This is a genomic window from Stenotrophomonas sp. Steno-Z4 (assembly GCF_056393145.1).
The window spans coordinates 504,697-526,896 of record NZ_JBWJPC010000001.1 but is presented as its reverse complement, the minus strand read 5'-3'; the positions used below and the strand labels follow the sequence as shown (position 1 = coordinate 526,896).

19 protein-coding genes are annotated in these 22,200 nt (G+C 67.6%); 14 read left to right on the top strand and 5 right to left on the bottom strand.

Annotated features, from left to right (window positions below; genetic code table 11):
* Window positions 1–93 precede the first annotated feature (93 nt).
* On the bottom strand, window positions 94–2,487 hold the full coding sequence (locus AC06E7_RS02370) for a TonB-dependent receptor plug domain-containing protein (protein WP_478062802.1): 2,394 nt from the start codon (window positions 2,485–2,487) through the stop codon (window positions 94–96).
* A 333-nt stretch (window positions 2,488–2,820) separates the two neighbouring features.
* On the opposite strand from AC06E7_RS02370, the gene AC06E7_RS02365 reads away from it, so the two are divergent.
* Entirely contained in the window at window positions 2,821–4,674 is a 1,854-nt protein-coding gene (locus AC06E7_RS02365) for an ABC-F family ATP-binding cassette domain-containing protein (RefSeq protein ID WP_093533739.1), read from the top strand.
* A gap of 72 nt (window positions 4,675–4,746) precedes the next feature.
* Here the strand turns inward: AC06E7_RS02365 and AC06E7_RS02360 are convergent, their stop codons facing one another.
* Complete coding sequence (locus AC06E7_RS02360) at window positions 4,747–5,610, bottom strand: LysR family transcriptional regulator (RefSeq protein WP_184126738.1); 864 nt, start codon at window positions 5,608–5,610, stop codon at window positions 4,747–4,749.
* 332 nt (window positions 5,611–5,942) lie between these two features.
* Here AC06E7_RS02360 and blaL2 point away from each other — a divergent pair, with 332 nt between their 5' ends.
* Complete coding sequence (gene blaL2, locus AC06E7_RS02355; RefSeq protein WP_478062800.1) at window positions 5,943–6,851, top strand: L2 family extended-spectrum class A beta-lactamase; 909 nt, start codon at window positions 5,943–5,945, stop codon at window positions 6,849–6,851.
* 11 nt (window positions 6,852–6,862) lie between these two features.
* On the opposite strand, the gene ggpS is transcribed toward blaL2, so the two are convergent.
* Complete coding sequence (ggpS, locus tag AC06E7_RS02350) at window positions 6,863–9,106, bottom strand: glucosylglycerol-phosphate synthase (RefSeq protein WP_478063613.1); 2,244 nt, start codon at window positions 9,104–9,106, stop codon at window positions 6,863–6,865.
* Between the two features lie 62 nt (window positions 9,107–9,168).
* Window positions 9,169–10,440, bottom strand: a complete 1,272-nt coding sequence (locus AC06E7_RS02345) for an MFS transporter (RefSeq protein ID WP_068853766.1) — start codon at window positions 10,438–10,440, stop codon at window positions 9,169–9,171.
* Between the two features lie 123 nt (window positions 10,441–10,563).
* On the opposite strand from AC06E7_RS02345, the gene AC06E7_RS02340 reads away from it, so the two are divergent.
* Window positions 10,564–11,205, top strand: coding sequence for a hypothetical protein (locus AC06E7_RS02340; protein WP_478062798.1), 642 nt, complete (start codon window positions 10,564–10,566; stop codon window positions 11,203–11,205).
* Window positions 11,206–11,247: 42 nt separating this feature from the next.
* On the opposite strand, the gene AC06E7_RS02335 is transcribed toward AC06E7_RS02340, so the two are convergent.
* Window positions 11,248–12,177, bottom strand: coding sequence for a DUF3011 domain-containing protein (locus AC06E7_RS02335; protein WP_478062797.1), 930 nt, complete (start codon window positions 12,175–12,177; stop codon window positions 11,248–11,250).
* A gap of 158 nt (window positions 12,178–12,335) precedes the next feature.
* On the opposite strand from AC06E7_RS02335, the gene aspS reads away from it, so the two are divergent.
* The 11 genes from aspS to tolQ all read left to right on the top strand — a co-directional run bounded on the left by aspS (window position 12,336) and on the right by tolQ (window position 22,200).
* A complete protein-coding gene (gene aspS / locus AC06E7_RS02330) occupies window positions 12,336–14,087 on the top strand; it encodes an aspartate--tRNA ligase (protein ID WP_093533745.1) in 1,752 nt (583 codons plus the stop codon).
* Window positions 14,088–14,175: 88 nt separating this feature from the next.
* Window positions 14,176–14,505 (top strand): DNA primase, encoded by a 330-nt coding sequence (locus tag AC06E7_RS02325; RefSeq protein WP_184126742.1) that lies wholly within the window; start codon window positions 14,176–14,178, stop codon window positions 14,503–14,505.
* A gap of 20 nt (window positions 14,506–14,525) precedes the next feature.
* The gene (locus tag AC06E7_RS02320) at window positions 14,526–15,047 is read left to right on the top strand and encodes an N-acetyltransferase family protein (protein WP_478062794.1); all 522 of its coding nucleotides are present in this window, start codon (window positions 14,526–14,528) and stop codon (window positions 15,045–15,047) included.
* A 95-nt stretch (window positions 15,048–15,142) separates the two neighbouring features.
* Window positions 15,143–15,775: an esterase/lipase family protein gene (locus tag AC06E7_RS02315; RefSeq protein ID WP_068853760.1), complete on the top strand. Its 633-nt coding sequence runs from the start codon at window positions 15,143–15,145 to the stop codon at window positions 15,773–15,775.
* Window positions 15,776–15,851: 76 nt separating this feature from the next.
* Entirely contained in the window at window positions 15,852–16,583 is a 732-nt protein-coding gene (locus tag AC06E7_RS02310) for a YebC/PmpR family DNA-binding transcriptional regulator (protein WP_068853759.1), read from the top strand.
* A gap of 77 nt (window positions 16,584–16,660) precedes the next feature.
* Window positions 16,661–17,182, top strand: coding sequence for a crossover junction endodeoxyribonuclease RuvC (gene ruvC, locus AC06E7_RS02305; RefSeq protein WP_478062792.1), 522 nt, complete (start codon window positions 16,661–16,663; stop codon window positions 17,180–17,182).
* A 10-nt stretch (window positions 17,183–17,192) separates the two neighbouring features.
* Complete coding sequence (gene ruvA / locus AC06E7_RS02300; RefSeq protein ID WP_068853757.1) at window positions 17,193–17,783, top strand: Holliday junction branch migration protein RuvA; 591 nt, start codon at window positions 17,193–17,195, stop codon at window positions 17,781–17,783.
* Window positions 17,784–17,829: 46 nt separating this feature from the next.
* Window positions 17,830–19,749, top strand: a complete 1,920-nt coding sequence (locus tag AC06E7_RS02295) for a potassium transporter Kup (RefSeq protein ID WP_068853756.1) — start codon at window positions 17,830–17,832, stop codon at window positions 19,747–19,749.
* 199 nt (window positions 19,750–19,948) lie between these two features.
* Window positions 19,949–20,989: a Holliday junction branch migration DNA helicase RuvB gene (gene ruvB, locus AC06E7_RS02290; protein ID WP_184126745.1), complete on the top strand. Its 1,041-nt coding sequence runs from the start codon at window positions 19,949–19,951 to the stop codon at window positions 20,987–20,989.
* On the top strand, window positions 20,979–21,410 hold the full coding sequence (gene ybgC, locus AC06E7_RS02285; protein ID WP_095364364.1) for a tol-pal system-associated acyl-CoA thioesterase: 432 nt from the start codon (window positions 20,979–20,981) through the stop codon (window positions 21,408–21,410). Before ruvB ends, ybgC begins: the two co-directional genes overlap by 11 nt.
* 10 nt (window positions 21,411–21,420) lie before the next feature.
* On the top strand, window positions 21,421–22,200 hold the full coding sequence (gene tolQ, locus AC06E7_RS02280) for a protein TolQ (RefSeq protein WP_068853753.1): 780 nt from the start codon (window positions 21,421–21,423) through the stop codon (window positions 22,198–22,200).

Here is a 22,200-nt window from a genome sequence, read left to right as displayed (position 1 = left end):
GGCTCGCAACTTGGGGGATGCCCCGATTTTCACCGATGCGGCCCGATCCGGCAAACCGCGCTGCGGCCTGCCGGATCCGGTGTCAGCCGATCATCACCACTTGTAGGTCACGCGACCGTAGACGTAAGCGCCGTTGAAGCCGTACGGCGAGTAGTTGCTGTACGGGAGCATGCCCCAGGTGGAGTTCTGCAGGTCCACGGTGCGGTCGGGGTACTCGTCCAGCAGGTTGTCCGCACCCAGGGTCAGGGTCCAGTTCTCGCTGGGCTTGTAGGCCACCGAGGCATCGAGCACCCACGAGGCATCGTAGGTCTGGTCGCGGGTCGGGGTGGCCGAATTGCGCACGGTGAACGAGCCGTAGCGGGTGGCGGCCAGGTTCAGGTCCCAGTGGTCCGAACGCCAGGTGCCGCTCAGGATGGTCTTGTCACGCGGGTAGCTGTCTTCGATGCGGCCCACTTCATCGCGGCCGATCAGCGACTGGGTCAGGCCCAGCGAGCCGAACACGGCCGGGGAGGCGATGAACTTCTTCACCTCGGTGTCGTTGTAGCTGTAGGCCGCGGTCAGTTCCAGCGAGCTGGCACTGAACGGGATGGTGTAGCTGGACACCGCGTCCACGCCGCGGGTGCGGGTATCCACGCCGTTGGTGAAGTAGGAGAACGCGGTGACCTGCGGCAGGCCCAGGTCGGCCAGCAGCGCATTGGTGGCAGCGTTGGTGGTGATGTTGGTGGACAGGATGATGCGATCGTCGATGTCGATCTGGTACGCATCCACGGTCAGGTAGAGGCGGTCGATCGGCTGCAGCACCAGGCCCACGCTGTAGGAGGTGGAGCTTTCGGCCTTCAGCGGGCTGGCACCCAGCGCCTGCGCGGCAGTGCTGGTGGTGGGGAAGGTGCCGCGTTCGACGAACACGCCGTTGACGATGGTGCTGGTCACCGCCTGGTAGCTCTGCTGGGCCAGCGAGGGCGCGCGGAAGCCGGACGAGGCGGTGGCACGCAGCGCGACCTTGTCGGTGAAGGCGTAGCGGGCCGACAGCTTACCGGAGAACTTGTCGCCGAAGTCCGAGTAATCCTCATAGCGGCCGGTGACGCCGGCCGAGAACTTGTCGGTCAGGTCTGCTTCCAGGCCGGCGTAGACGGCGTAGTTGTCGCGGTCGGCATCGACGGCGTTGAGCGGGGTGAAGCCGCCGAAGCCCTGCGCACCGGTGCCGAAGTAGGAATTGGGCTCGCCCGCGCTCTGTTCCCACTTCTCGCGGCGGTACTCACCGCCGAAGGACAACGTGACCGGGTAGGCCAGGCCCCAGTCCAGCTGCTTGGTGATGTCCACGTTGCCGATGTCCTGGGTGTATTCCAGCGCACCGGCGTAGAACGAACGCGGGCTGTCCACGCCCAACGCGTAGTTGATGCTGTTGCGGGTGTGGAAGTCGATCTTGTTGGTGCCGTGGTTGTAGCTCACGTCCCAGGTCCAGCCGCTTTCGGTGTCGCCCTTCAGGCCGGCCACCAGCGAACGGTCCTTGGAATACTGGTTGATTTCCGGCACGAAGCCGTCCGGGTAGGTCTGCGCCAGCAGCGCGCCCTGGCCGCCGTTGGTGCGCGAGCGGTAGAACGCGAACGAGGTGATGTCGCGGTTGCTGGCCAGCGCGGTGGCGTAGGCCGAGACGTGGTCGCTGAACTGGAAGCTGGCATTGGCCGAGGCGGCGGTGGCATCCACCTGCGGGTCGCCGACCACGAAGGTGGTCTGGCCCACGCTGGGGAAGTTGCCGGTGTTCGGCGTGGTGCCCTGGTAGGGCCCAGCGCGGTTGCTTTCGTCCTGCTGGGTGATCTGGCCGGCCACGTGCACGCTGCCGCGGCCGTCGGCGAAGCCGATGCCGGTATCGCCGGAGAGCTGGTACTTGTTGCCGTCGCCGGCCGAGTACTGGCCGGCATCCAGGGCCAGGCTGCCGCCCGCGCTGGAGCCCTTGAGCACGATGTTGATCACGCCGGCGATGGCGTCCGAGCCGTACTGCGCCGAGGCGCCGTCGCGCAGCACTTCGACGCGCTCGATGGAGGCGATCGGAATGGCGTTGATGTCCACCGCCGACGAGCCGCGGCCAATGCTGCCATTGACGTTGATCTGGGCCGAGGTGTGGCGGCGCTTGCCGTTGACCAGCACCAGTACCTGGTCCGGGGACAGGCCGCGCAGCTGCGCCGGGCGGATGCCACTGGTGCCATCGGTCAGCGCCGGGCGCGGGAAGTTCAGCGAGGGCAGGGCACGCGCCAGCGCGGTGGCCAGTTCGGTGGTGCCGGTGGACTGCAGCGCCTCGGGGGTGATGATGTCGATCGGCGACTGCGACTCGGCCACGGTACGGTCGGCCACACGGGTGCCGGTCACGATGACCGTATCCAGGGTGTTGGCGGTGGCGCGGGCAGGGGCGTCCTGGGCGGCGACACTGAAGGCGGAGGCCCCGAGGGCGACGGCGACAGCGGCGGCAAGCGTACGGGTCTTGCGGTTCATCAGGATGTGGCTCCGGTTGGGACGAGGCGGCACCGGGCGACATCACGACTGCGGGAAAGCGGGTCAGCGAGGGCGGGTGTTGCGGTGCGCAATTAACGGATTAACGGTATTTTTATTGGCTGTCAAATTGAAAAAACGTTGCAAAAGCAACGGTTTAGCAACATTCGGTCAATCAGGCGGGGAAGGGTCCCGGGGAAAGCGCAGACAGGTTCGTGGGAGAGAGACGAGGCCTGCCGCGCATCCCGGGGCGCGTCAAGTATTCGTTAACGCTAGAATTGCGTCGCAGGAAAGGTGCTCACCAGCACATTCCATTCCGTTATATGGACCCCCCAGATGATTTCCCTTCGTAACTTCGCCTTGCGCCGCGGCGAGCGGCTGCTGTTGTCCAATGTCGACCTGACCCTGCATGCGGGCTACCGCGTGGGCGTGGTCGGCCGCAACGGAGCCGGCAAGTCCAGCCTGTTCGCGGCCGTGCAGGGCGAGCTGGAGGCCGACAAGGGCGATGTGGACCTGCCCGGCAAGATCCGCATCGCCAGCGTGGCCCAGGAAACCCCGGCGCTGCAGGACCCGGCGCTGCAGTTCGTGCTGGAAGGCGACACCGAAGTGGCGGCCGTGCTGCGCGAGGAAGCCGAGGCGACCGCGCGCGAGGACTGGGAGGCCGTGGCCAATGCGCACCAGAAGATGGCCGAGATCGGTGCGTACGATGCCGAATCTCGTGCGGGCAAGCTGCTGCATGGCCTGGGCTTCCCGTCCGACACCCATTCACGGCCGGTGGCGACGTTCTCCGGCGGCTGGCGCGCGCGACTGAACCTGGCGCGCGCGCTGATGATGCCCAGCGACCTGCTGCTGCTCGACGAACCGACCAACCACCTCGACCTGGACGCGGTGTTCTGGCTGGAACAGTGGCTGCTCAAGTACCCGGGCACGCTGCTGCTGATCTCGCATGACCGCGAGTTCCTCGACAACGTGGCCACCCACACCCTGCACCTGCATGGCGGCGGCGCCAAGCTGTACCCGGGCGGCTACACCGACTTCGAGCGCCAGCGCGCCGAACAGCTGCGCCAGCAGCAGATCGCGCACGAGAAGGAACAGGCCGAGCGTGCCCACCTGCAGAGCTTCATCGACCGGTTCAAGGCGCTGGCCAGCAAGGCAACGCAGGCACAGAGCCGCATGAAGCGCCTGGCCAAACTGACCGGCACCGAAGCGGTGCGTGCCGAGCGCGAGTTCCGCATCGAGTTCGCGCCGCCGGCCAAGCTGCCGTTCTCGCTGATCCGCCTCAACGATGTGGAGGCCGGTTACAGCCCGGACGCGGTGATCCTGCACAACGTGGGCTTCGGCCTGGAGGCGGGGCAGCGTATCGGCCTGCTGGGACCCAACGGCGCGGGCAAGACCACGCTGGTGCGGACCCTGGTCGGTGAGCTGGACCCGGTGGCCGGCGATCGCTCGGCGCACCCGGACCTGCGCATCGGCTACTTCGCCCAGCACACGGTGGAGTCGCTGCATGAAGGACAGTCGCCGATGGACCACTTCCGGGACATCTCCCCGGATGGCAGCAACCAGTCCTTCCGCGATTTCCTCGGCAAGTGGAACTTCGCCGGCGACCGTGCCTTCGAGCCGGTGGACGGTTTCTCCGGTGGCGAGCGCGCGCGCCTGGCGCTGGCGATGATCGCCTGGCAGCAGCCCAACGTGCTGCTGCTCGACGAACCGACCAACCACCTTGACCTGGAAATGCGCGAAGCGCTGGCCGAAGCGCTGGCGACCTTCGAAGGGGCGATCGTGATGGTTTCGCACGACCGCCACCTGATCGGCCTGGTCTGTGACACCTTCTGGCGCGTGGCCGACGGGGTGGTGGAGCCGTTCGACGGCGACCTTGACGAGTACGCAGCGTGGCTGCGTTCGCGCCCGGCCGCGCAGGGCACCAAGCAAAAGATGGCGGCTGCCGCGCCGGAGCCGGTGCCGCCGACCCCGCCGCTGCCGCCGAAGAAGACCGTCAACCCGGTCAAGCTGGCCAGCGCCGAAGCCAAGGTCAACGAGCTGGAAGCCCGCTTGGCCGAGCTGGACCGCCAGCTGGCCGACCCGGTCAACTACGCCGACGCCACCCGCATGGCGGTGCTCGGCCGCGACCGCGAAACCACCGCGCAGCAGCTGGAAAAAGCCGAAGCCGCGTGGATGGAACTGATGGCCTGAAGGCCCGTGTAGCGACACGCCATGCGTGTCCACGGAATGCCCGAACGAAACCCGGACACGCATGGCGTATCCCTACGCCTGCGCTTCCAACCAGGTCCTGAAACGCTTCCCCGCCTCGCTTTCCGCCCGCGAACGCAACCGCGTCAGCCAATAACTCCCCAGCTCCAGCGTCTGCGCGAACGGCTGCACCAACCGTCCCTGCGCCAGGTCCTGTTCGAACATTCGCAATGGCAGCAACGCCACGCCGGCACCGGCGGCGGCCGCGCTGGCCAGCGTCAATGACGAATCAAACACCGGCCCGCGCGCCTCCAGCTCGCCCACGCCAGCGGCCAGCAGCCACTGCGGCCATTCATCGCTGCGGTAGGAACGCAGCAGTGCCACGCTGGCCAGGTCGCGCGGTTGCCGCAGCGTCCGCGCCAGTGCCGGCGCGCACACCGGTGCAAAGGGCGCCGCCAGCACCGGGGTGCACACCTGGCCCTGCCAGTCGCCATCGCCGAAGCGGATCGCCAGGTCCAGCCCTTCGCCGGCCAGGTCGATGCGGTTGTTGTGGGTCTGCAGGCGCAGCTCGATATCCGGGTGCCGCGCGTTGAAATCGGCCAGCCGCGGCAGCAGCCAACCGGTGGCGAACGTGCCCACTACGCCGACCCCGAGCACCTCGCGGAAATGCCCGCCGACGAACCGGTCCAGGCTCACCGCGATGCGGTCGAAGGCCTCGTTGAGCACCGGGTAGAGGCGCGCCCCTTCATCGGTCAGGGCCACTCCACGCGGCAGGCGATGGAACAACACCGCCCCCAGTCGCTCCTCCAACCCCCGGATCTGATGGCTCAAGGCAGCCTGGCTGACGCACAGCTCCAGCGCGGCGCGGGTGAAATTCTGATGGCGCGCGGCGGCCTCGAAGGCACGCAAGGCGTTGAGCGGAAGCTGGGGACGAAGCATGGGCGAGTCGTGAGGAATCTTGATGGGTAATGGTAACGCCGGCGGGGCCTGCGGTCGGCGCCACCAAGGGTGGCCCGCCGTGCGAGGGTAGCGTCGACCGTTGGTCGACCCAGGCGGTGCTGGAAGCATCTCGGGCCGTGACCCTCCGTGGTCGATGCAGCACTCCGTGGGCCGACCAACGGTCGGCGCTACCACGGGCGGACGCCATGCGAGGTAACCCTGCCCTTACCACCATGCCATCAATCCTGCTCATGTCTCCTGCTGAGAATACTCGCTGGTGGCATGTGGCCCGAAATGCTTCCATGGCCACTTCACAGCCCCGGAGACGCCCCATGCTCGCCCGCCGCCAGTTCCTCCAGATGACCGGTGCCGCCGCAGCTTCCGCCTTGGCCGCCACCGTGTTGGCCAAGACCCCGCCGACCGCGCTGGCGGGTGACAAGCCGCAGGCAGCCGATTTCGCCGCCCTGGAAAAAGCCAGTGGCGGGCGTCTTGGCGTGACCCTGCTCGACACGGCCAGCGGCCGCCGCATCGGCCATCGCCAGGACGAGCGCTTCCCGATGTGCAGCACCTTCAAGTTCGCGCTCTCGGCGGCGGTGCTGCATCTGGCCGACCAGGGCACCCTGTCGCTGGACCGGCGGCTGCCGGTGCGCCAGCAGGACATGCTCTCCCACGCACCGGTGACCAAACGCCACGTGGGCAAGGACCTGACCGTGCGCGACCTGTGCCGCGCGACCATGGTCACCAGCGACAACCCGGCGGCGAACCTGCTGTTGGGGGTGGTCGGCGGGCCGGCCGGGGTGACTGCGTTCCTGCGCGCCAATGGCGATGCGGTGACCCGCAACGATCGCCTGGAGCCGGACATGAACCGGTTCGCGCCCGACGATCCGCGCGATACCACCAGCCCCGCCGCGATGGCCGCCAGCCTGCAGCGGTTCGTGCTGGGGGAGGTGCTCACGCCAGCGTCGCGACTGCAGCTGGCCGACTGGCTGATCGACAACGAAACCGGTGATTCGCGGCTGCGTGCCGGACTGTCGCCGGCGTGGCGGGTGGGCGACAAGACCGGCAGCAATGGCGAGGACACCACCAACGACATCGCCATCCTGTGGCCGCTGGCCGGTGGGGCGCCCTGGGTGCTGACCAGCTACCTGCAGGGTGCCACGGTGGATGATGCCGGGCGCAACGACACGCTGCGCCAGGTGGCGGTTATCGCCGAGAAAATGATCAGCGCGCACGCGCGCTGATCACTGTGGCGTCAGGCGTTGCCGGTTTCCTTGACCGCATCAAGGAACTCGCGCCCCCAGCGATCCACATCGTGGTACTCCACGGTGCCGAACAGCTGGCGCATGCGGCCGTTGGCTTCTTCGTCGGGCATTGACAGCGCCTGCAACAGGCCGGCGCTGAGATCGGCCGGATCATGCGGGTTGGTCAGCACCGCGCCCTTCAACTCGGCCGCCGCGCCAGCGAATTCACTCAACACCAGCACGCCATTGCTGCCTTCGATGCCATGGGTGGCCACGAACTCCTTGGCCACCAGGTTCAGACCATCGCGCAGCGGGGTGATCCACATCACCTGCGCGGCCGCGTAATGCGCCACCACCTCTTCGAACGGCAATGCCTGTGCGAAGAAGCGCACGGGGGTCCAGTCCAGCCGCGAGAAGCGCCCGTTGATACGGCCCACCGCTTGTTCGATCTGGTTCTGCAGCGTGCGGTACACGGTCATCTCGCGCGCGGCCGGCACGCACACCATCAGCAGGGTGACCTTGCCCTGGCGGTCCGGATGCTGCTCCAGCAAGCGCTCGAACGCTTCCAGCTTGGCCAGCGTACCCTTGGTGTAATCCAGCCGCTCCACCGACAGCACCAGCTTGCGCGCACCAATCTCACGGCGCAGCTTGAAGATGTCGTTGCGCACGCTGGGCCGGGCCAGCACATCGTGGATGCGGCGCAGATCCGTGCCGACCGGGTGCGCTCCCAGCGCCACCTCACGGTCACCGACCCGGATGCGCGTGGTCATGGTATCCAGCCCCACCGCGCAGCCGTAGGTCAGGAAGCGTGGCGCGCAACTTTCCCAGGACAGCCGTTCCGCGGGCATCGCACCGCGCACCACATCCACGAAGTTCTCGACCTGGCGCGGGATGTGGAAGCCGATGTAATCGCAGCAGAGCAGGCTGCCGATGATCTCGCGGCGCCACGGCACCACGTTGAACACATCAGCCGATGGGAAGTAGGTGTGGTGGAAGAAGGCGATCTTCAGGTCAGGGCGCAGCTCGCGCAGGGTGGCCGGCACCATCCACAGGTTGTAGTCGTGGATCCACACGGTGGCGCCATGCGCAGCTTCGGCGGCGGTGGCTTCGGCGAAGCGCCGGTTGACCTTCAGGAAGACCTGCCAGTCATCCTCGCGGAAGCGCGCGCGTTCCCAGAACACATGCAGCATCGGCCAGAACGCTTCCTTGGAGAAGCGCTTGTAGAAGATGTCCACTTCCTGCCGGGTCAGTGGCACGCGCGCGGCCGTCAGCGTGGGGTAGCGCTCGGCGTCCACCGCCATATGGGTCTGGAACGGGCCGCGCTTGGGGTCGTCGATGCCCCAGGCCACCCACGAGCCGGTCTGGCCGCCCTGGAAGAAGCTCAGCAGCGAGGGAATGATGCCGTTGGGCGAGCGCGGTGGGCGCTGCACCAGCACGCCGTCTTCCATCACTTCGTCGAAGGGCATGCGGTGGTAGAGCATCACCAGGTCGGCGCCTTCGGCGCGCTTGGCCGCTGGCGGCTTCAGCCACGCATCATCGGCCGGCAGCAGGGCGAAGTGCTCGATCGCCTCAAGGATGCCGCCGCAGCCCGGTGCCTGCGCATGGTAGGTGTGCGCCAGCCCGGTGGTGGCGGCGGTGAGCGCCGGTTCTGAATCGCCCACACACACGCCGCGGAAGCCGGCGGTGTACATCGACAGGTCGTTGAGCGTATCGCCAGCCACCAGGATGCGGTCACGCGGCAGGTCCAGCATGCGCGCCAGCGCAGCCAGGGTGCGGCCCTTGTCGGTGTCCGGCGGCAGGATGTCCAGGTAGCGGTCGGCCGAATACAGCACATCGCAGCCCAGCGCCTGCGCGGCCGCCTGGATCTGCGCGCGCAGCGGCGCCAGCGTGGCCGGGTCGCAGAAGTAGGAGCAGCGCCGCTCCTGCGGCACGTCCTGGCGCTGGAGCGCGGTGAACGGCCGCATCGCGGCGGCCACCACCTGTTCGCCGGGCCAGTGCGCGTCGATCATCGATTGCAGGGGCTGCAGCGGCTGCAGGGTGTGGCCATCGACCACGGTCGCGCCGACATCGCAGACAACGTAATCGGGGCGCGGAATGGCGGGATCGGAGAGCAGCGGCATCACCGCTTCCAGGCCGCGGCCGGTGATGAAGATCAGGCGGATACCGGGGTGCTGGTCGACCAGCCGGTACAGACGGTGGCGCGCGGCGGCATCGCCGGCGAGAAAGGTGCCATCCAGGTCGGTGGCGAGAATCAGTTGCTGGGCCGGGGGAGCCGCCGGCGTGCGGGATGAGGTGGACGGGGTGGGTGTCAAAACAGTCAATGCACTTCCTTATCGGTGTCGTTGGGTGAGGGAGAAGGGGTGTCCGGCGGCGGGGCGACGTCCGTTTCCGGCATCAGTTCCAATGCCGCCGGCGTGGTGCGCAGCATCAGCCGGAACACCACCGGGTGCGTGCGCAGCCGGTCGAAGCTGAGCAGGCGCGCGGTGGTGAACAGGGCCAGCACGCCGAGCACCACGGCGAAGTACAGGGGCAGGGCGGCCGGGCCGAACTGCTGCATGGCCGCGCCGGCCAGCGCCGGGCCGAGCGCCGCGCCCACGCCGTGCACCAACAGCAGGCTGGAGCAGCCCGACAGCAGGTCCTGGCGCGGCAGGTAATCGAGCATGTGCGCCACCGCGAAGGGATACAGCGCGAACGCCAGGCCGCCATAGAAGAAGAACAGCCCGAACAACAGCCAGGTCTGCTGTTGGATCATCGGCATCGCGGCCACCAGCGCGATGCCGGCGGCGGCCAGGCACAGCGCCACCAGCCCGACGCGCCGGTCATGGCCGTCGCTGATGTGCCCCAGCGGCCACTGCAGCAGCGCGCCGCCGGCAATGGCGGTGAGCATGAAGCGGGCCACGCCGTCATTGTCGAGGCCCACCTCGCCGGCATACACCGGGAGCAGGCCCCAGAACGCGCCCATGGCCAGGCCCGACAGCCCGGCGGCGACCGTGGCCACCGGCGCCATCGCATACAGGCGCGACAGCGTCAGGCGCGGCACCGACGGCACCTCCGGTGGGGTGAGCCGGGTGGCGGTGATCGGCAGCACCGCGGCGCAGACCAGCATGGCGATCAGCATGAACATCGACATGGCCGGCGCGTTGCTGACCATCAGCAGGATCTGGCCCAGTGCCAGCGCGGAAAGATTGACCACCATGTACAGCGAGAACGCACGGCTGCGCTGGCGCGGATCCGGCTCGGCGTTGAGCCAGCTTTCGATCACCGTGTACAGGCCCACCAGCGCGATGCCGGTGATGATGCGCAGCAGCCCCCACAGCCAGGCATTGAGCCACAGCGGATGCAGCAGCACCGCGATGGCGGCGAGGGCGGCAAAGAAGGCGAACGCACGGATATGCCCGATACGGCCGATCAGCGACGGGGCGAAGAAGGTGCCCATGAAGAAGCCGGCGAAATAACCGGACATCACCAGGCCCAACGTACCGGCACCAAAGCCGGCTTCACCGCCGCTTACCGCCAGCAAGGTGCCCAGAAGCCCGCTGCCGGTCAACAGCAGCGCTACTCCCGTCAGCAGGGCGGTCAGCCGCAACACGCGTGCGACCTTCGTGGGGAAGGCGAACCGGTCACGACAACGACCCTAACACAGACGTGATTAATCCTTTGTCGCGGTTGGCGCGGATTTGCGCATTACGCCCACGCGGGCTACGGTGTCCGCATGACTGTGTACAAGTTCCTGCCGCTCGCGGCTGCGTCGTTGCTCGCCGCGTGTGGTGGCCAGCGTGACAGCGTGGCCCACGATGTTGCGATGGCCCCGGCCGACGCGTTTCTCGCTGCTGTTGCCGCGCATTGCGGCAAGGCGTTTGAAGGCCATATCGCCGTCAACGAGCCGAAGGGCGCCGGGCCTGACCCGTTCGACGGCAAGCGCCTTGTGATGCATGTGCGCGGCTGCGATGACGCCTCGCATACGCTGCGCATTCCCTTCCATGTGGGTGACGATCATTCGCGCACCTGGGTGCTGGGCCGTACCGATACCGGCCTGCGCCTCAAGCACGATCACCGCCATGCAGATGGCAGTCCGGACGCGGTCACGATGTACGGTGGCGACAGTGCGCCGCCCGGCACCGCGCAGCGCCAGTCGTTCCCGGTGGATGCCGATTCGGTGGCGATGTTCCGCAAGGCCGGCATGGAGGCGTCGGTGACCAATACGTGGGCGATGGAAATCGAGCCGGACAAGACGTTCGTGTACGAGCTCACCCGTCCGGGTGGCCGCCGGTTCCAGGTGGTGTTCGACCTCGCGCACCCCGTCGCGTTGCCGCCCGCGCCCTGGGGCGCGGACACCGAACCGACCAACAAATAGCCGCGCCGGTAGGGCCCGACCGTTGGTCGGGCCGCCTTCCCGTCAGCGTGCGCCGAACCTCGCCCGGCACCCGTTGCTGACCCACACCATGCTCGGCCGATAGCCCCAGCTGCGGTTCTCGACACAGCTGCTGCCAGACAGCTGCTCCAGCAGCACCGGCCGGCCCTGGCGTGAATCCCACGCGCAGGTCTGCTGGCGGTTGCCGTTGCTGCTGCAGGTCACGCTGTAGTTGCTGCCGCCTCCGCCGCCACCCCAGTTGCCACGCGATTCGGCGAATTCTCCGCGGCAGCCGCGGGTGACCCAGATGGCGTTGCCGCGCATGCCCCAGGTCTGGTTCTGCACGCAGGCCGAGCCGGAGATCTGCCGGACCAGCGCGGCATTGCGCCACGGGGTAGGGCAGCTGCGCTCGCGGTTGTCGTTGCTTTCGCAGCGGATGGTGGTGCCGGGGCCGCCGGTACCCGGCCCCCAGCCGCCCCCACGGCCTTCGACGAATTCGGCCCGGCAGCCGTCGCTGACCCAGACCTGGCCATTGCGGGAGCCCCAGTTGTTGCCTTCCACGCAGCGGGTGCCGGAGATCTGCCGGGACAGGCGCGCGCTGCGCCAGCCGGTGGTGCAGACCCGCTGGCGGTTGTCGTTGCTTTCGCAGCGGACCACCCCGTTGTTGCCGCCGCCGGGGTTCCAGCCGCCGCCGGAGCCACCCAGCGAGGTGGCGATGTCCTGTTTGATGCGGGAAAAGCCCCAGGACGAGCGGTTCACCTGGTCCAGGTAGAAGCGCATCTGGTCGTCGGGGATGCGCCGCCCCCCGGACTGTTCGGCGTATTCTTGGGCAATGACCCGCTGCTGGTCCTGGACCGACAGGGTGCGGAGGTTCTCCGGGGCGTAGGCCCGGGCATTGACCTGGGCCTGGGCCGGCAGCGACGGGGCGCCGCAGGCCAGCAGGGCGGTGAAACAAGCGACAGCGAGGCGGTTCATGGCAAATCCCCTTGCGCATGGTGGTGCGCGGACTATAGGTACGGGCCGTATTAAGCCCGTGTGACCGTCCGGATTTGCCCGATCGGGTCGCCGGCCGCAGAATAACGGGCTGACCGGTGCCGCCTGGCGCCGGCAATCTCCTGCGGAGCTTTACCCCCATGCGTACCCACTTCTGTGGCCTGGTCGACGAGACCCTGATTGGCCAGACTGTCACCCTCGCCGGCTGGACCGACGTTGCCCGCAACCTGGGCGGCGTGTGCTTCATCGATCTTCGCGATCATGAGGGCATCGTGCAGGTGACGGTGGAGCCTGAGAACGCGGACGTGTTCAAGGTCGCCGCCAGCCTCGGCTACGAGGACGTGCTGCAGGTGGAAGGCGTGGTACGCAGGCGCCATGCGGTGAACGACAAGATCCGTACCGGCCAGGTCGAGATCGTCGCCACCCGCATCACCGTGCTCAACAAGGCCGAGCCGCTGCCGTTCCACGCCCACGAGAACCCGGGCGAAGAAACCCGCCTGAAGTACCGTTACCTGGACCTGCGCCGCCCGGAAATGCAGCGCATGCAGCGCACCCGCATCAAGCTGGTGCAGGCGCTGCGCCGCCACCTCGATGGCGACGGCTTCCAGGACATCGAAACCCCGATCCTGACCAAGGCCACCCCGGAAGGCGCACGCGACTTCCTGGTGCCGGCGCGCATGCACCCGGGCGAGTTCTACGCCCTGCCGCAGTCGCCGCAGCTGTTCAAGCAGATCCTGATGGTGGCCGGCTTCGACCGCTACTATCAGATCGCGCGCTGCTTCCGCGACGAAGCCCTGCGCGCCGACCGCCAACTGGAATTCACCCAGCTGGACATGGAATTCGCCTTCGTGCGCGAGCGCGACGTGCAGGACTACGTGGAAGGCATGATCCGCGCGATCTTCAAGGAAGTGGTCGACGTGGAGCTGGCTGCCAGCTTCCCGCGCATGACCTGGGCCGAGGCGATGCGTCGCTATGGCTCGGACAAGCCGGACCTGCGCATCGCGCTGGAGCTGGTGGACGTGGCCGAGCTGGTCAAAGCCAGCGAATTCCCGGTGTTCACCGCCGCCGCCAATGATGCCGACGGCCGCGTCGCCGCGCTGCGCATCCCGGGCGGTGCCAGCCTGTCGCGCAAGCAGATCGATGAGTACGCCGCGCACGCCGCCAAGTACGGCGCCAAGGGCCTGGCCTACATCAAGATCGCCGAGAACGGCGAAGTCAGCTCGCCCATCGCCAAGTTCTTCAGCGAAGAGGCCTTCGCCGCGCTGGTTGCCCACGTCGGCGCCGGTAACGGCGACATCGTCTTCTTCGGTGCCGGCGGCTACAACAAGGTGTCCGACTTCATGGGCGCGCTGCGCCTGAAGGCCGGCAAGGACTTCAACCTGGTCGCCGACGGCTGGGCGCCGCTGTGGGTCACCGACTTCCCGATGTTCGAGTACGACGACGAAGCCCAGCGCTACGTCGCCCTGCATCACCCCTTCACCGCCCCGGCGGTGGATGACATCGCCGACCTGCGCGCCAATGCGAAAACGGCCGTGTCGCGCGGCTACGACATGGTGCTCAACGGCAACGAGATCGGCGGCGGTTCGATCCGTATCCACCGCTCGGACATGCAGAGCACGGTGTTCGAATTGCTGGGCATCGGCGCGGAAGAGGCTGAGGCGAAGTTCGGCTTCCTGCTCGACGCGCTGCGCTTCGGCGCGCCGCCGCACGGTGGCATCGCCTTCGGCATCGACCGCATCGCCGCGCTGATGGCCGGCACCGAATCGATCCGCGACGTGATCCCGTTCCCGAAGACCACCGGCGCGCAGTGCCTGATGACCGGCGCCCCGTCGCCGATCCCGGACGAGCAGCTGGCCGAAGTGCACATCCAGGTCCGCCCGCGCAAAAACTGATTCCGCGATCGTCAGATCGCACCCTCCCGGTAGCGCCGGCCGTTGGCCGGCCCCCCCTCACCGTCACATCGCTCAGGAGATCCAGGTAATGACCGAGTTCGCGTTCGTATTGGAATGGGAAAGGCTGGGCAACGTAGGCACCGATGCCAACCTGGTGACCGAACGCGCCCGCGTGTTCGGCGGCTGGCTGGTGCGCGTGGGCACCAACCCGGCCGCGATGGCGCTGACCTTCGTCGCCGATGGCGAAGGCCGCTGGGACGGTGAGGACTTCGGCGTCGAGGATTACGAGGACGACGAAGAGGAAGAAGACGAAGAGTACGAAGAGGGCGAGGAAGAGGACGAGGAGGACGAGGAGTACGAGGACGAGGAAGACGAGGACGGCGAAGAGGAAGACGCCGCCAAGGGAACGCAGGCCTGAGGCCTGCCCCGTACCCGTCCATGTACACCATCCGCCGCGCCGGCCCCGAGGACGCACCGACCCTGTCGGTGCTGGCCACCCGCACCTTCGTGGAAACCTTCGGCCACCTGTACCCGGCCCAGGACCTGCAGGACTTCCTGGACGAGGCCTACGCCGAAGACCGCCAGCGCGTGATCCTGTCCCACCCCGATTACGCGGTGTGGCTGCTCGAGCTGGACGGCGTGGCGGTCGGCCATGCCGCCGCCGGCCCCTGTGGCCTGCCGCACCCGGAGGTGCAGCCCGGCGACGGTGAACTCAAGCGCCTGTACCTCATCAAGGACCAGCAGAGCTGTGGTTGGGGCAGCCGTCTGCTGGAAACCGCGCTGACCTGGCTGGAACGCGACGGCCCGCGCACGCTGTGGCTGGGGGTGTGGTCGGAGAACTTTGGCGCGCAGCGCTTCTACGCCCGCTATGGGTTCAGCAAGGTGGGTACCTACGAATTCCCGGTCGGCCAGGTGCGCGACCTGGAATTCATCCTGCGCCGCCCGCCTCAGGCGGCCTGAATGGCGGCGGGTTTCACCCGCCGTTCCTTCGTCCATTTGTCTAATGGCACCGTTTGCTACCTCTGGAACGGTTTCGCACCGGCTACGCTGAGCACATGACTCCCCCCGTTTTACTGCTGCACGGCATCTGGAATGCCCGCGCCTGGGTCGGCCCGTTGGCCTGGCGCCTGCGCGCGCGCGGCTTCAGCGTGGATACCTTCGGCTACGCCAGCGTGTTCGGCGGCCCCGATGTGGCCGTGCCGCAGCTGCTGAAGCGGCTGCAGGACAGCGGCCCGGTAGCGCTGGTCGGGCACAGCCTGGGGGGGCTGGTGGCGCTGGAGGCCCTGCGCCGCCAGCCGGACCTGCCGGTGTCGCGGGTGGTCTGCCTTGGCTCGCCGCTGCGCGGCAGCGGCACCGCCCGTTCGCTGGCCGAGCATGGCTGGTCGCTGGCACTGGGCCGCAGCAGCGAACTGCTGCTCGATGGCCTGCCGGCGTGGGAGGGCAGGGCGCAGGTCGGCCTGATCGCCGGTTCCGTGCCGCATGGGCTGGGCAGCCTGCTGGGTGCCTGTGGCGACGCCTCCGACGGCACCGTGGCGCTGGACGAGACCCGCCTGCCGGGCCTGGCCGACCACTGCGTGGTGGCCGCCAGCCACAGCGGGCTGGTGTTTTCCCCGGACGCCGCACGCCAGACCGCCGCGTTCCTGCGCGATGGCTGCTTCCGCCCGGACCGGGCCGCGCACGCCGCCTGAGCCCCGGCTAACACGGTGAGGGCGGCCGATCAGGTAGAATCCGCGCCCTGTTCCTGACGCAAGCACGGAAACACCCATGGGTAGAGGCCCTTCCATCGAAAACCGCAAAAACGCGTCTGACGCGAAGCGCGGCAAGATTTTCACCAAGATCATCCGTGAGATCGGCGTAGCCGCGCGCGGCGGTGGAGGCGACCCCAACAACAACCCGCGCCTGCGGGTGGCCATGGACAAGGGCCTGGCCTCGAACATGTCCAAGGACGTGATCGAACGGGCCATCAAGAAGGCCACCGGCGAGCTGGAAGGCGTTGAATACGAAGAGATCCGCTACGAGGGCTATGCCCCCGGTGGCGTGGCCGTGATCGTGGACTGCCTGACCGACAACCGCGTGCGCACCGTGGCCGATGTCCGCCACGCGTTCAGCAAGTGCGGCGGCAACATGGGCACCGAAGGCTCGGTGTCTTTCATGTTCAAGCGCATGGGCGTGCTGCACTTCGCGGGCGGCGCCAACGAGGACGCGGTGACCGAGGCGGCCATCGAGGCCGGCGCCGATGACATCGTGGTGTACCCGGAGGACGGCGCCATCGACGTGCTGACCGCGGCGGACATGTACCACGCGGTCAAGGATGCGCTGGAGGCCGGTGGGCTGAAGCCGGACCACGCCGAGCTGACCTTCCGCGCCGACAACGACATCAAGGTCGAGGGCGACACCGCCCTGCAGGTCAAGAAGCTGCTGGACATGCTGGAAGACCTGGACGATGTGCAGGACGTGTTCTCCAACGCCGACCTCGGCGCGGACGCCTACGCCTGACGTCCATGCCCCCGTCTCGCCAAGTGCGACGTCGGGGGCGGACAATGCGGACCATGATGACTCCCGACGTTCCACGCATGATCCGCATCCTCGGCATCGACCCCGGTTCGCAACGCACCGGGGTGGGCATCATTGATGTGGACCCCACCGGCAAAGTGCTGCACGTGCACCACCTGCCGCTGGTGCTGCTGGGCGCCGACGACTTCCCCAACCGCATGAAGCTGCTGGTGCTGGGGCTCAACGCGCTGGTGGAGGAATACCGCCCGCACGAAGTGGCCATCGAGAAGGTGTTCATGGCGCGCAACCCGGATTCGGCCCTGAAGCTGGGCCAGGCCCGCGGCGCGGCGATCTCGGCGGTGGTCATGCGCGACCTGCCGGTGCACGAATACGCGGCCAGCGAGATCAAACTGGCGGTGGTGGGCCGGGGCGGGGCGGAGAAGCAACAGGTCCAACACATGGTCGGGCTTATGCTCAACCTGAAAACCAGGCTGCAGGCCGACGCCGCCGATGCGTTGGCCGTGGCGATCACCCACGCCCACGTCAGGGCAACCGCGCAGCGCCTGGGCGTCAATGCCCGCCAGGCCTGGAGCCGGAAATGAGGACATCTGCATGATTGGTCGTCTGCGTGGGATCGTGGCGTACAAGGCGCCACCGTGGCTGCTGATCGACGTCAACGGCGTCGGCTACGAACTGGAGGCGCCGATGAGCACCTTCTACGACCTGCCCGAACTGGGCCGCGAGGTCACCCTGTTCACCCACTACGCGCAGAAGGAAGACAGCGTGTCGCTGTATGGCTTCCTGCGCGAGGGCGAGCGCCGGTTGTTCCGCGACGTGCAGAAGGTCAGCGGCATCGGCGCCAAGATCGCGCTGGCGGTGCTGTCCGGGGTGAGCGTGGATGAGTTCGCGAAGATGGTGCAGGCCGGTGACATCACCGCGCTGACCCGCATTCCGGGCATCGGCAAGAAGACCGCCGAGCGCATGGTGCTGGAACTGCGCGACCGCGCGGCCAATTTTGGCGGCGGCGGCGCGCCCATTGCCGGCGCAGCGCCGGCCACCGACCCGGTCTCCGAAGCCACCGTGGCCCTGCAGCAGCTGGGCTACAAGCCGACCGAGGCCGCGCGCATGGCGCGCGATGCCAACGCCGAGGGCGATGATGTCGCCACCGTGATCCGCAAGGCCCTGCAGGCCGCGCTGCGCTGAGCGCGCCGGCCTTTTTCCCTACCGACCGACGCCCTCCCGGAGTCCCATGTCCACCTCTTCCACCCAGCACGACAGCGGCCAGCACGGGCACGGCCATGCGCCGGCCGCCAGCGGCCTGGCCCTGATCGTCGGCGCCATCGGCGTGGTGTTCGGCGACATCGGCACCAGCCCGCTGTATACCCTGAAGGAAGCGTTCTCGCCGCATTACGGCCTCAACAGCGACCACGACACCGTGCTGGGCGTGCTGTCGCTTGCGTTCTGGGCGCTGAACATCGTGGTGACGCTGAAGTACGTCACCATCATCATGCGCGCCGACAACGACGGCGAGGGCGGCATCATGGCGTTGATGGCGCTGACCCAGCGCACCCTGCGCCACGGGTCGCGCTCGGCCTACGTGGTGGGCATCCTGGGCATCTTCGGTGCCTCGCTGTTCTTCGGTGACGGCGTGATCACCCCCGCCATTTCCGTGCTGGGCGCGGTCGAAGGCCTGGAAGTGGCAGCCCCCGGCCTGCATGCCTTCATCGTGCCGATCACCGTGGTGGTGCTGTTGGCGGTGTTTGCCGTGCAGCGCTTCGGCACCGAGAAGATCGGCAAGCTGTTCGGGCCGATCACCTCGATCTGGTTCATTTCGCTGGCCGCGATCGGCATCTGGAACATCGTGGATTCGCCCGAAGTGCTCAAGGCCTTCAACCCGATGTGGGCGCTGCGCTTCTTCATGGAGCACGGCTGGCACGGCATCTTCATCCTCGGTGCGGTGGTGCTGGCGGTCACCGGTGGCGAGGCGCTGTATGCGGACATGGGCCACTTCGGGGCCAAGCCGATCCGCCACGCCTGGTACTTCTTCGTGCTGCCGTGCCTGGTGCTGAACTACCTGGGGCAGGGCGCGCTGGTGCTCAACAACCCCGAGGCGGTGAAGAACCCGTTCTTCGAGGCGGTGCCGGAGTGGGCGCTGTACCCGATGATCATCCTGGCCACCATGGCCGCGGTGATCGCCTCGCAGTCGGTCATCACCGGCGCGTTCTCGGTCTCGCGCCAGGCCATGCAGCTGGGCTACATCCCGCGCATGCGCATCACCCATACCTCGCACGACACCATCGGCCAGATCTACATCCCGGGCATCAACTGGGGTATCGCGGTGATGGTGATCGGGCTGGTGCTGGCCTTCCGCAGCTCCTCCAACCTGGCGGTGGCCTACGGCATCTCGGTGTCGGCCACGATGCTCATCGATACCCTGCTGCTGGCACTGGTGGCCCGCGCGCTGTGGCCAACCTCGCGTTACTGGATCATCCCGCTGTGCGTGGTGTTCTTCATCATCGACCTGGGCTTTGTGATCGCCAACGGCGCCAAGCTGCTGCAGGGCGCCTGGTTCCCGGTGGTGCTGGGCATCGTGCTGTTCACCATGATGCGCACCTGGCGGCGTGGCCGCGAGCTGCTGCGCGATGAGATCCGCAAGGACGGCATCCGGCTGGATACCTTCCTGCCCGGGCTGATGCTGGCCCCGCCGGTACGGGTGCCGGGCACGGCGGTGTTCCTCACCGCCGACCCCTCGGTGGCCCCGCACGCGCTGATGCACAACCTCAAGCACAACAAGGTGCTGCACGAGCGCAACGTGTTCCTGCACGTGGAAACCCTGCCCATTCCGTATGCGATGGAAGGCAAGCGCCTGAAGATCGAATCGGTGGGCGATGAGTTCTACCGCGTGTTCGTGCGCTTCGGATTCATGGAAACCCCGGACGTGCCGCTGGCGCTGATGCGCTCGTGCGACCACGGCGGGATCTACTTCGACCCGATGGACACCACCTTCTTCGCCAGCCGCGAAACCATCGTGGCCACCGCCAACCGCGGCATGCCGATCTGGCGCGACAAGCTGTTCGCGCTGATGCACCGGAACGCGGCGCCGGCGACCGGGTTCTTCCGGATCCCAGGAAATCGCCTCGTAGAGCTGGGCGCGCAGGTCGAGATCTGACTGCGTCAGACCTCGACCTGCGGCCCAAGGTTTGCTTTGCAAACCTCGGGTCCCGGGGCATTCCACCTTATCCCCGCGCCGTTGGCGCGCCCCCTTCAACAACAAGGGGGCTCTCCCCCAGACACGTCGTCGGTAGCGCCGGCCGTTGGCCGGCCCGCAGGAAGCCCCGAAACATGCGTCATTGCTTCATAATCGGGCAATGACCGACGACCGCATCATCGGCGCCGGTGCCACCCGCGAGGATGACACCACCGACGCCAGCATCCGCCCCAAGCGCATGGCCGATTACCTTGGCCAGGCGCCCGTGCGCGAGCAGCTGTCGATCTACATCGAAGCGGCCAAGGCCCGCGGCGATGCGCTGGACCATGTGCTGATCTTCGGGCCGCCGGGCCTGGGCAAGACCACCCTGAGCCACGTCATCGCCAACGAGCTGGGCGTGGCGCTGCGGGTGACCTCCGGGCCGGTGATCGAAAAAGCCGGCGACCTGGCCGCGCTGCTCACCAACCTGCAGCCGCACGACGTGCTGTTCATCGATGAAATCCACCGCCTGTCGCCGGTGGTGGAAGAAGTGCTGTACCCGGCGATGGAAGATTTCCAGATCGACATCATGATCGGCGAGGGGCCTGCGGCCCGCTCGATCAAGATCGACCTGCCGCCGTTCACCCTGATCGGCGCCACCACCCGGGCCGGCCTGCTGACCGCGCCGCTGCGCGACCGCTTCGGCATCGTGCACCGGCTGGAGTTCTACACCCCCGAAGAGCTGACCAGGATCGTCCGGCGTTCGGCAGCCATCCTCGGCATCGACTGCACCGCCGATGGCGCGGCGGAAATCGCGCGGCGTTCGCGCGGCACCCCGCGTATCGCCAACCGGCTGCTGCGCCGGGTGCGCGACTACGCCCAGGTCAAGGCCGCCGGCCATATCGACCAGGACGTGGCGCAGGCCGCCATGCAGATGCTGAAAGTGGACCCGGAAGGCTTCGACGACCTCGACCGGCGCATGCTGCGCACGCTGATCGATTACTTCGACGGCGGCCCGGTAGGCGTGGAATCCATGGCCGCGGCCCTGTCCGAAGAGCGCGGCACCCTGGAAGATGTGGTCGAACCCTACCTGATCCAGCAGGGCTTCCTGGTGCGCACCGCGCGCGGCCGCATGGCTACCCAGAAGGCCTACCGCCACCTGGGCCTGAAGCCGAAGAATCCGCCGGCCGACCTGTTCGCGGAGGTGCCGGATGTCGGTTGACCTGCGGTTCAGTTGGCCGACACGCATATATTGGGAAGATACCGACGCTGGCGGGGTGGTCTACCACGCCCGCTACGTGGCCTTCATGGAGCGGGCGCGCACCGAATGGATGCGGGCCCTGGGCTACGGCCAGGAACGCACCCGCACCGAGCATGGCCTGGTGTTCGCGGTCCGGTCGATGACCATGGAGTTCCTCAAGCCGGCGCGGCTGGACGACGCGCTGGCGGTGACCGCCACGCTGGTGCAGTGCAAGCGCGCCAGCATGGTGTTCGACCAGGCGGTGTGTCGCGGCGATGAAACGCTGCTGACCGCGCAGGTGAAAATCGCGGCACTGGACGCTGCCACATTCAAGCCGCGCGGCATGGACGATGCTCTCCACGCCGCGCTGAAACCCCACGTAATTCAAATAGCCGCATATTGAGGAACAACGGATGATCGGAATGCTCCTGGCCCTGCAGGCCACGGTGGTCGAAGCGCTGCCGCAGGAGGTCACCAGCGCCGCGTCGCAGACCGTCGCCCAAGCCGCGCACGGCGGTGGCATCAATTACCTGGACCTGATGATCAAGGCCAGCCTGCCGGTGAAGATCATCGTGCTGCTGCTGCTGGCCGGCTCGTTCATCAGCTGGGTGATCATCTTCCGCAAGGCGCGCGTGTTCAACGCCGCCAACCGCGAAGCCGATGAGTTCGAAAGCCGCTTCTGGTCCGGTGCCGACCTGGGCAAGCTGTACAGCGCTGCCACCGACCGCAATCGCAAGGTGGGCGGCCTGGAGGCGATCTTCGAGGCCGGTTTCCGCGAATTCACCCGCCTGCGCGACAAGCGCCGGCTGGATGGCCGCGCCCAGCTCGAAGGCGCCCAGCGCGCCATGCGCACCACCTTCACCCGTGAAGTGGACCAGATGGAGCGCAGCCTGGAACTGCTGGCCAACATCGGTTCCACCGCCCCCTACGTGGGCCTGGTCGGCACCGTGTTCGGCATCATGGTGACCATGCACGACATGATCAACAGCGGTGAGCAGGCCGGTATCGCGTCGGTTGCGCCGGGTATTTCCGAAGCCCTGTTCGCTACCGCCATCGGCCTGTTCGTGGCCATCCCGGCGGTGTGGGCCTACAACCGCTTCACCACCCGCGTCGAGCGCCTGTCGGTCCGCTTCGAGACCTTCGCCGAAGAGTTCAGCTCGATCCTGCAGCGCCAGTCCGCGGGCGACGAGTAA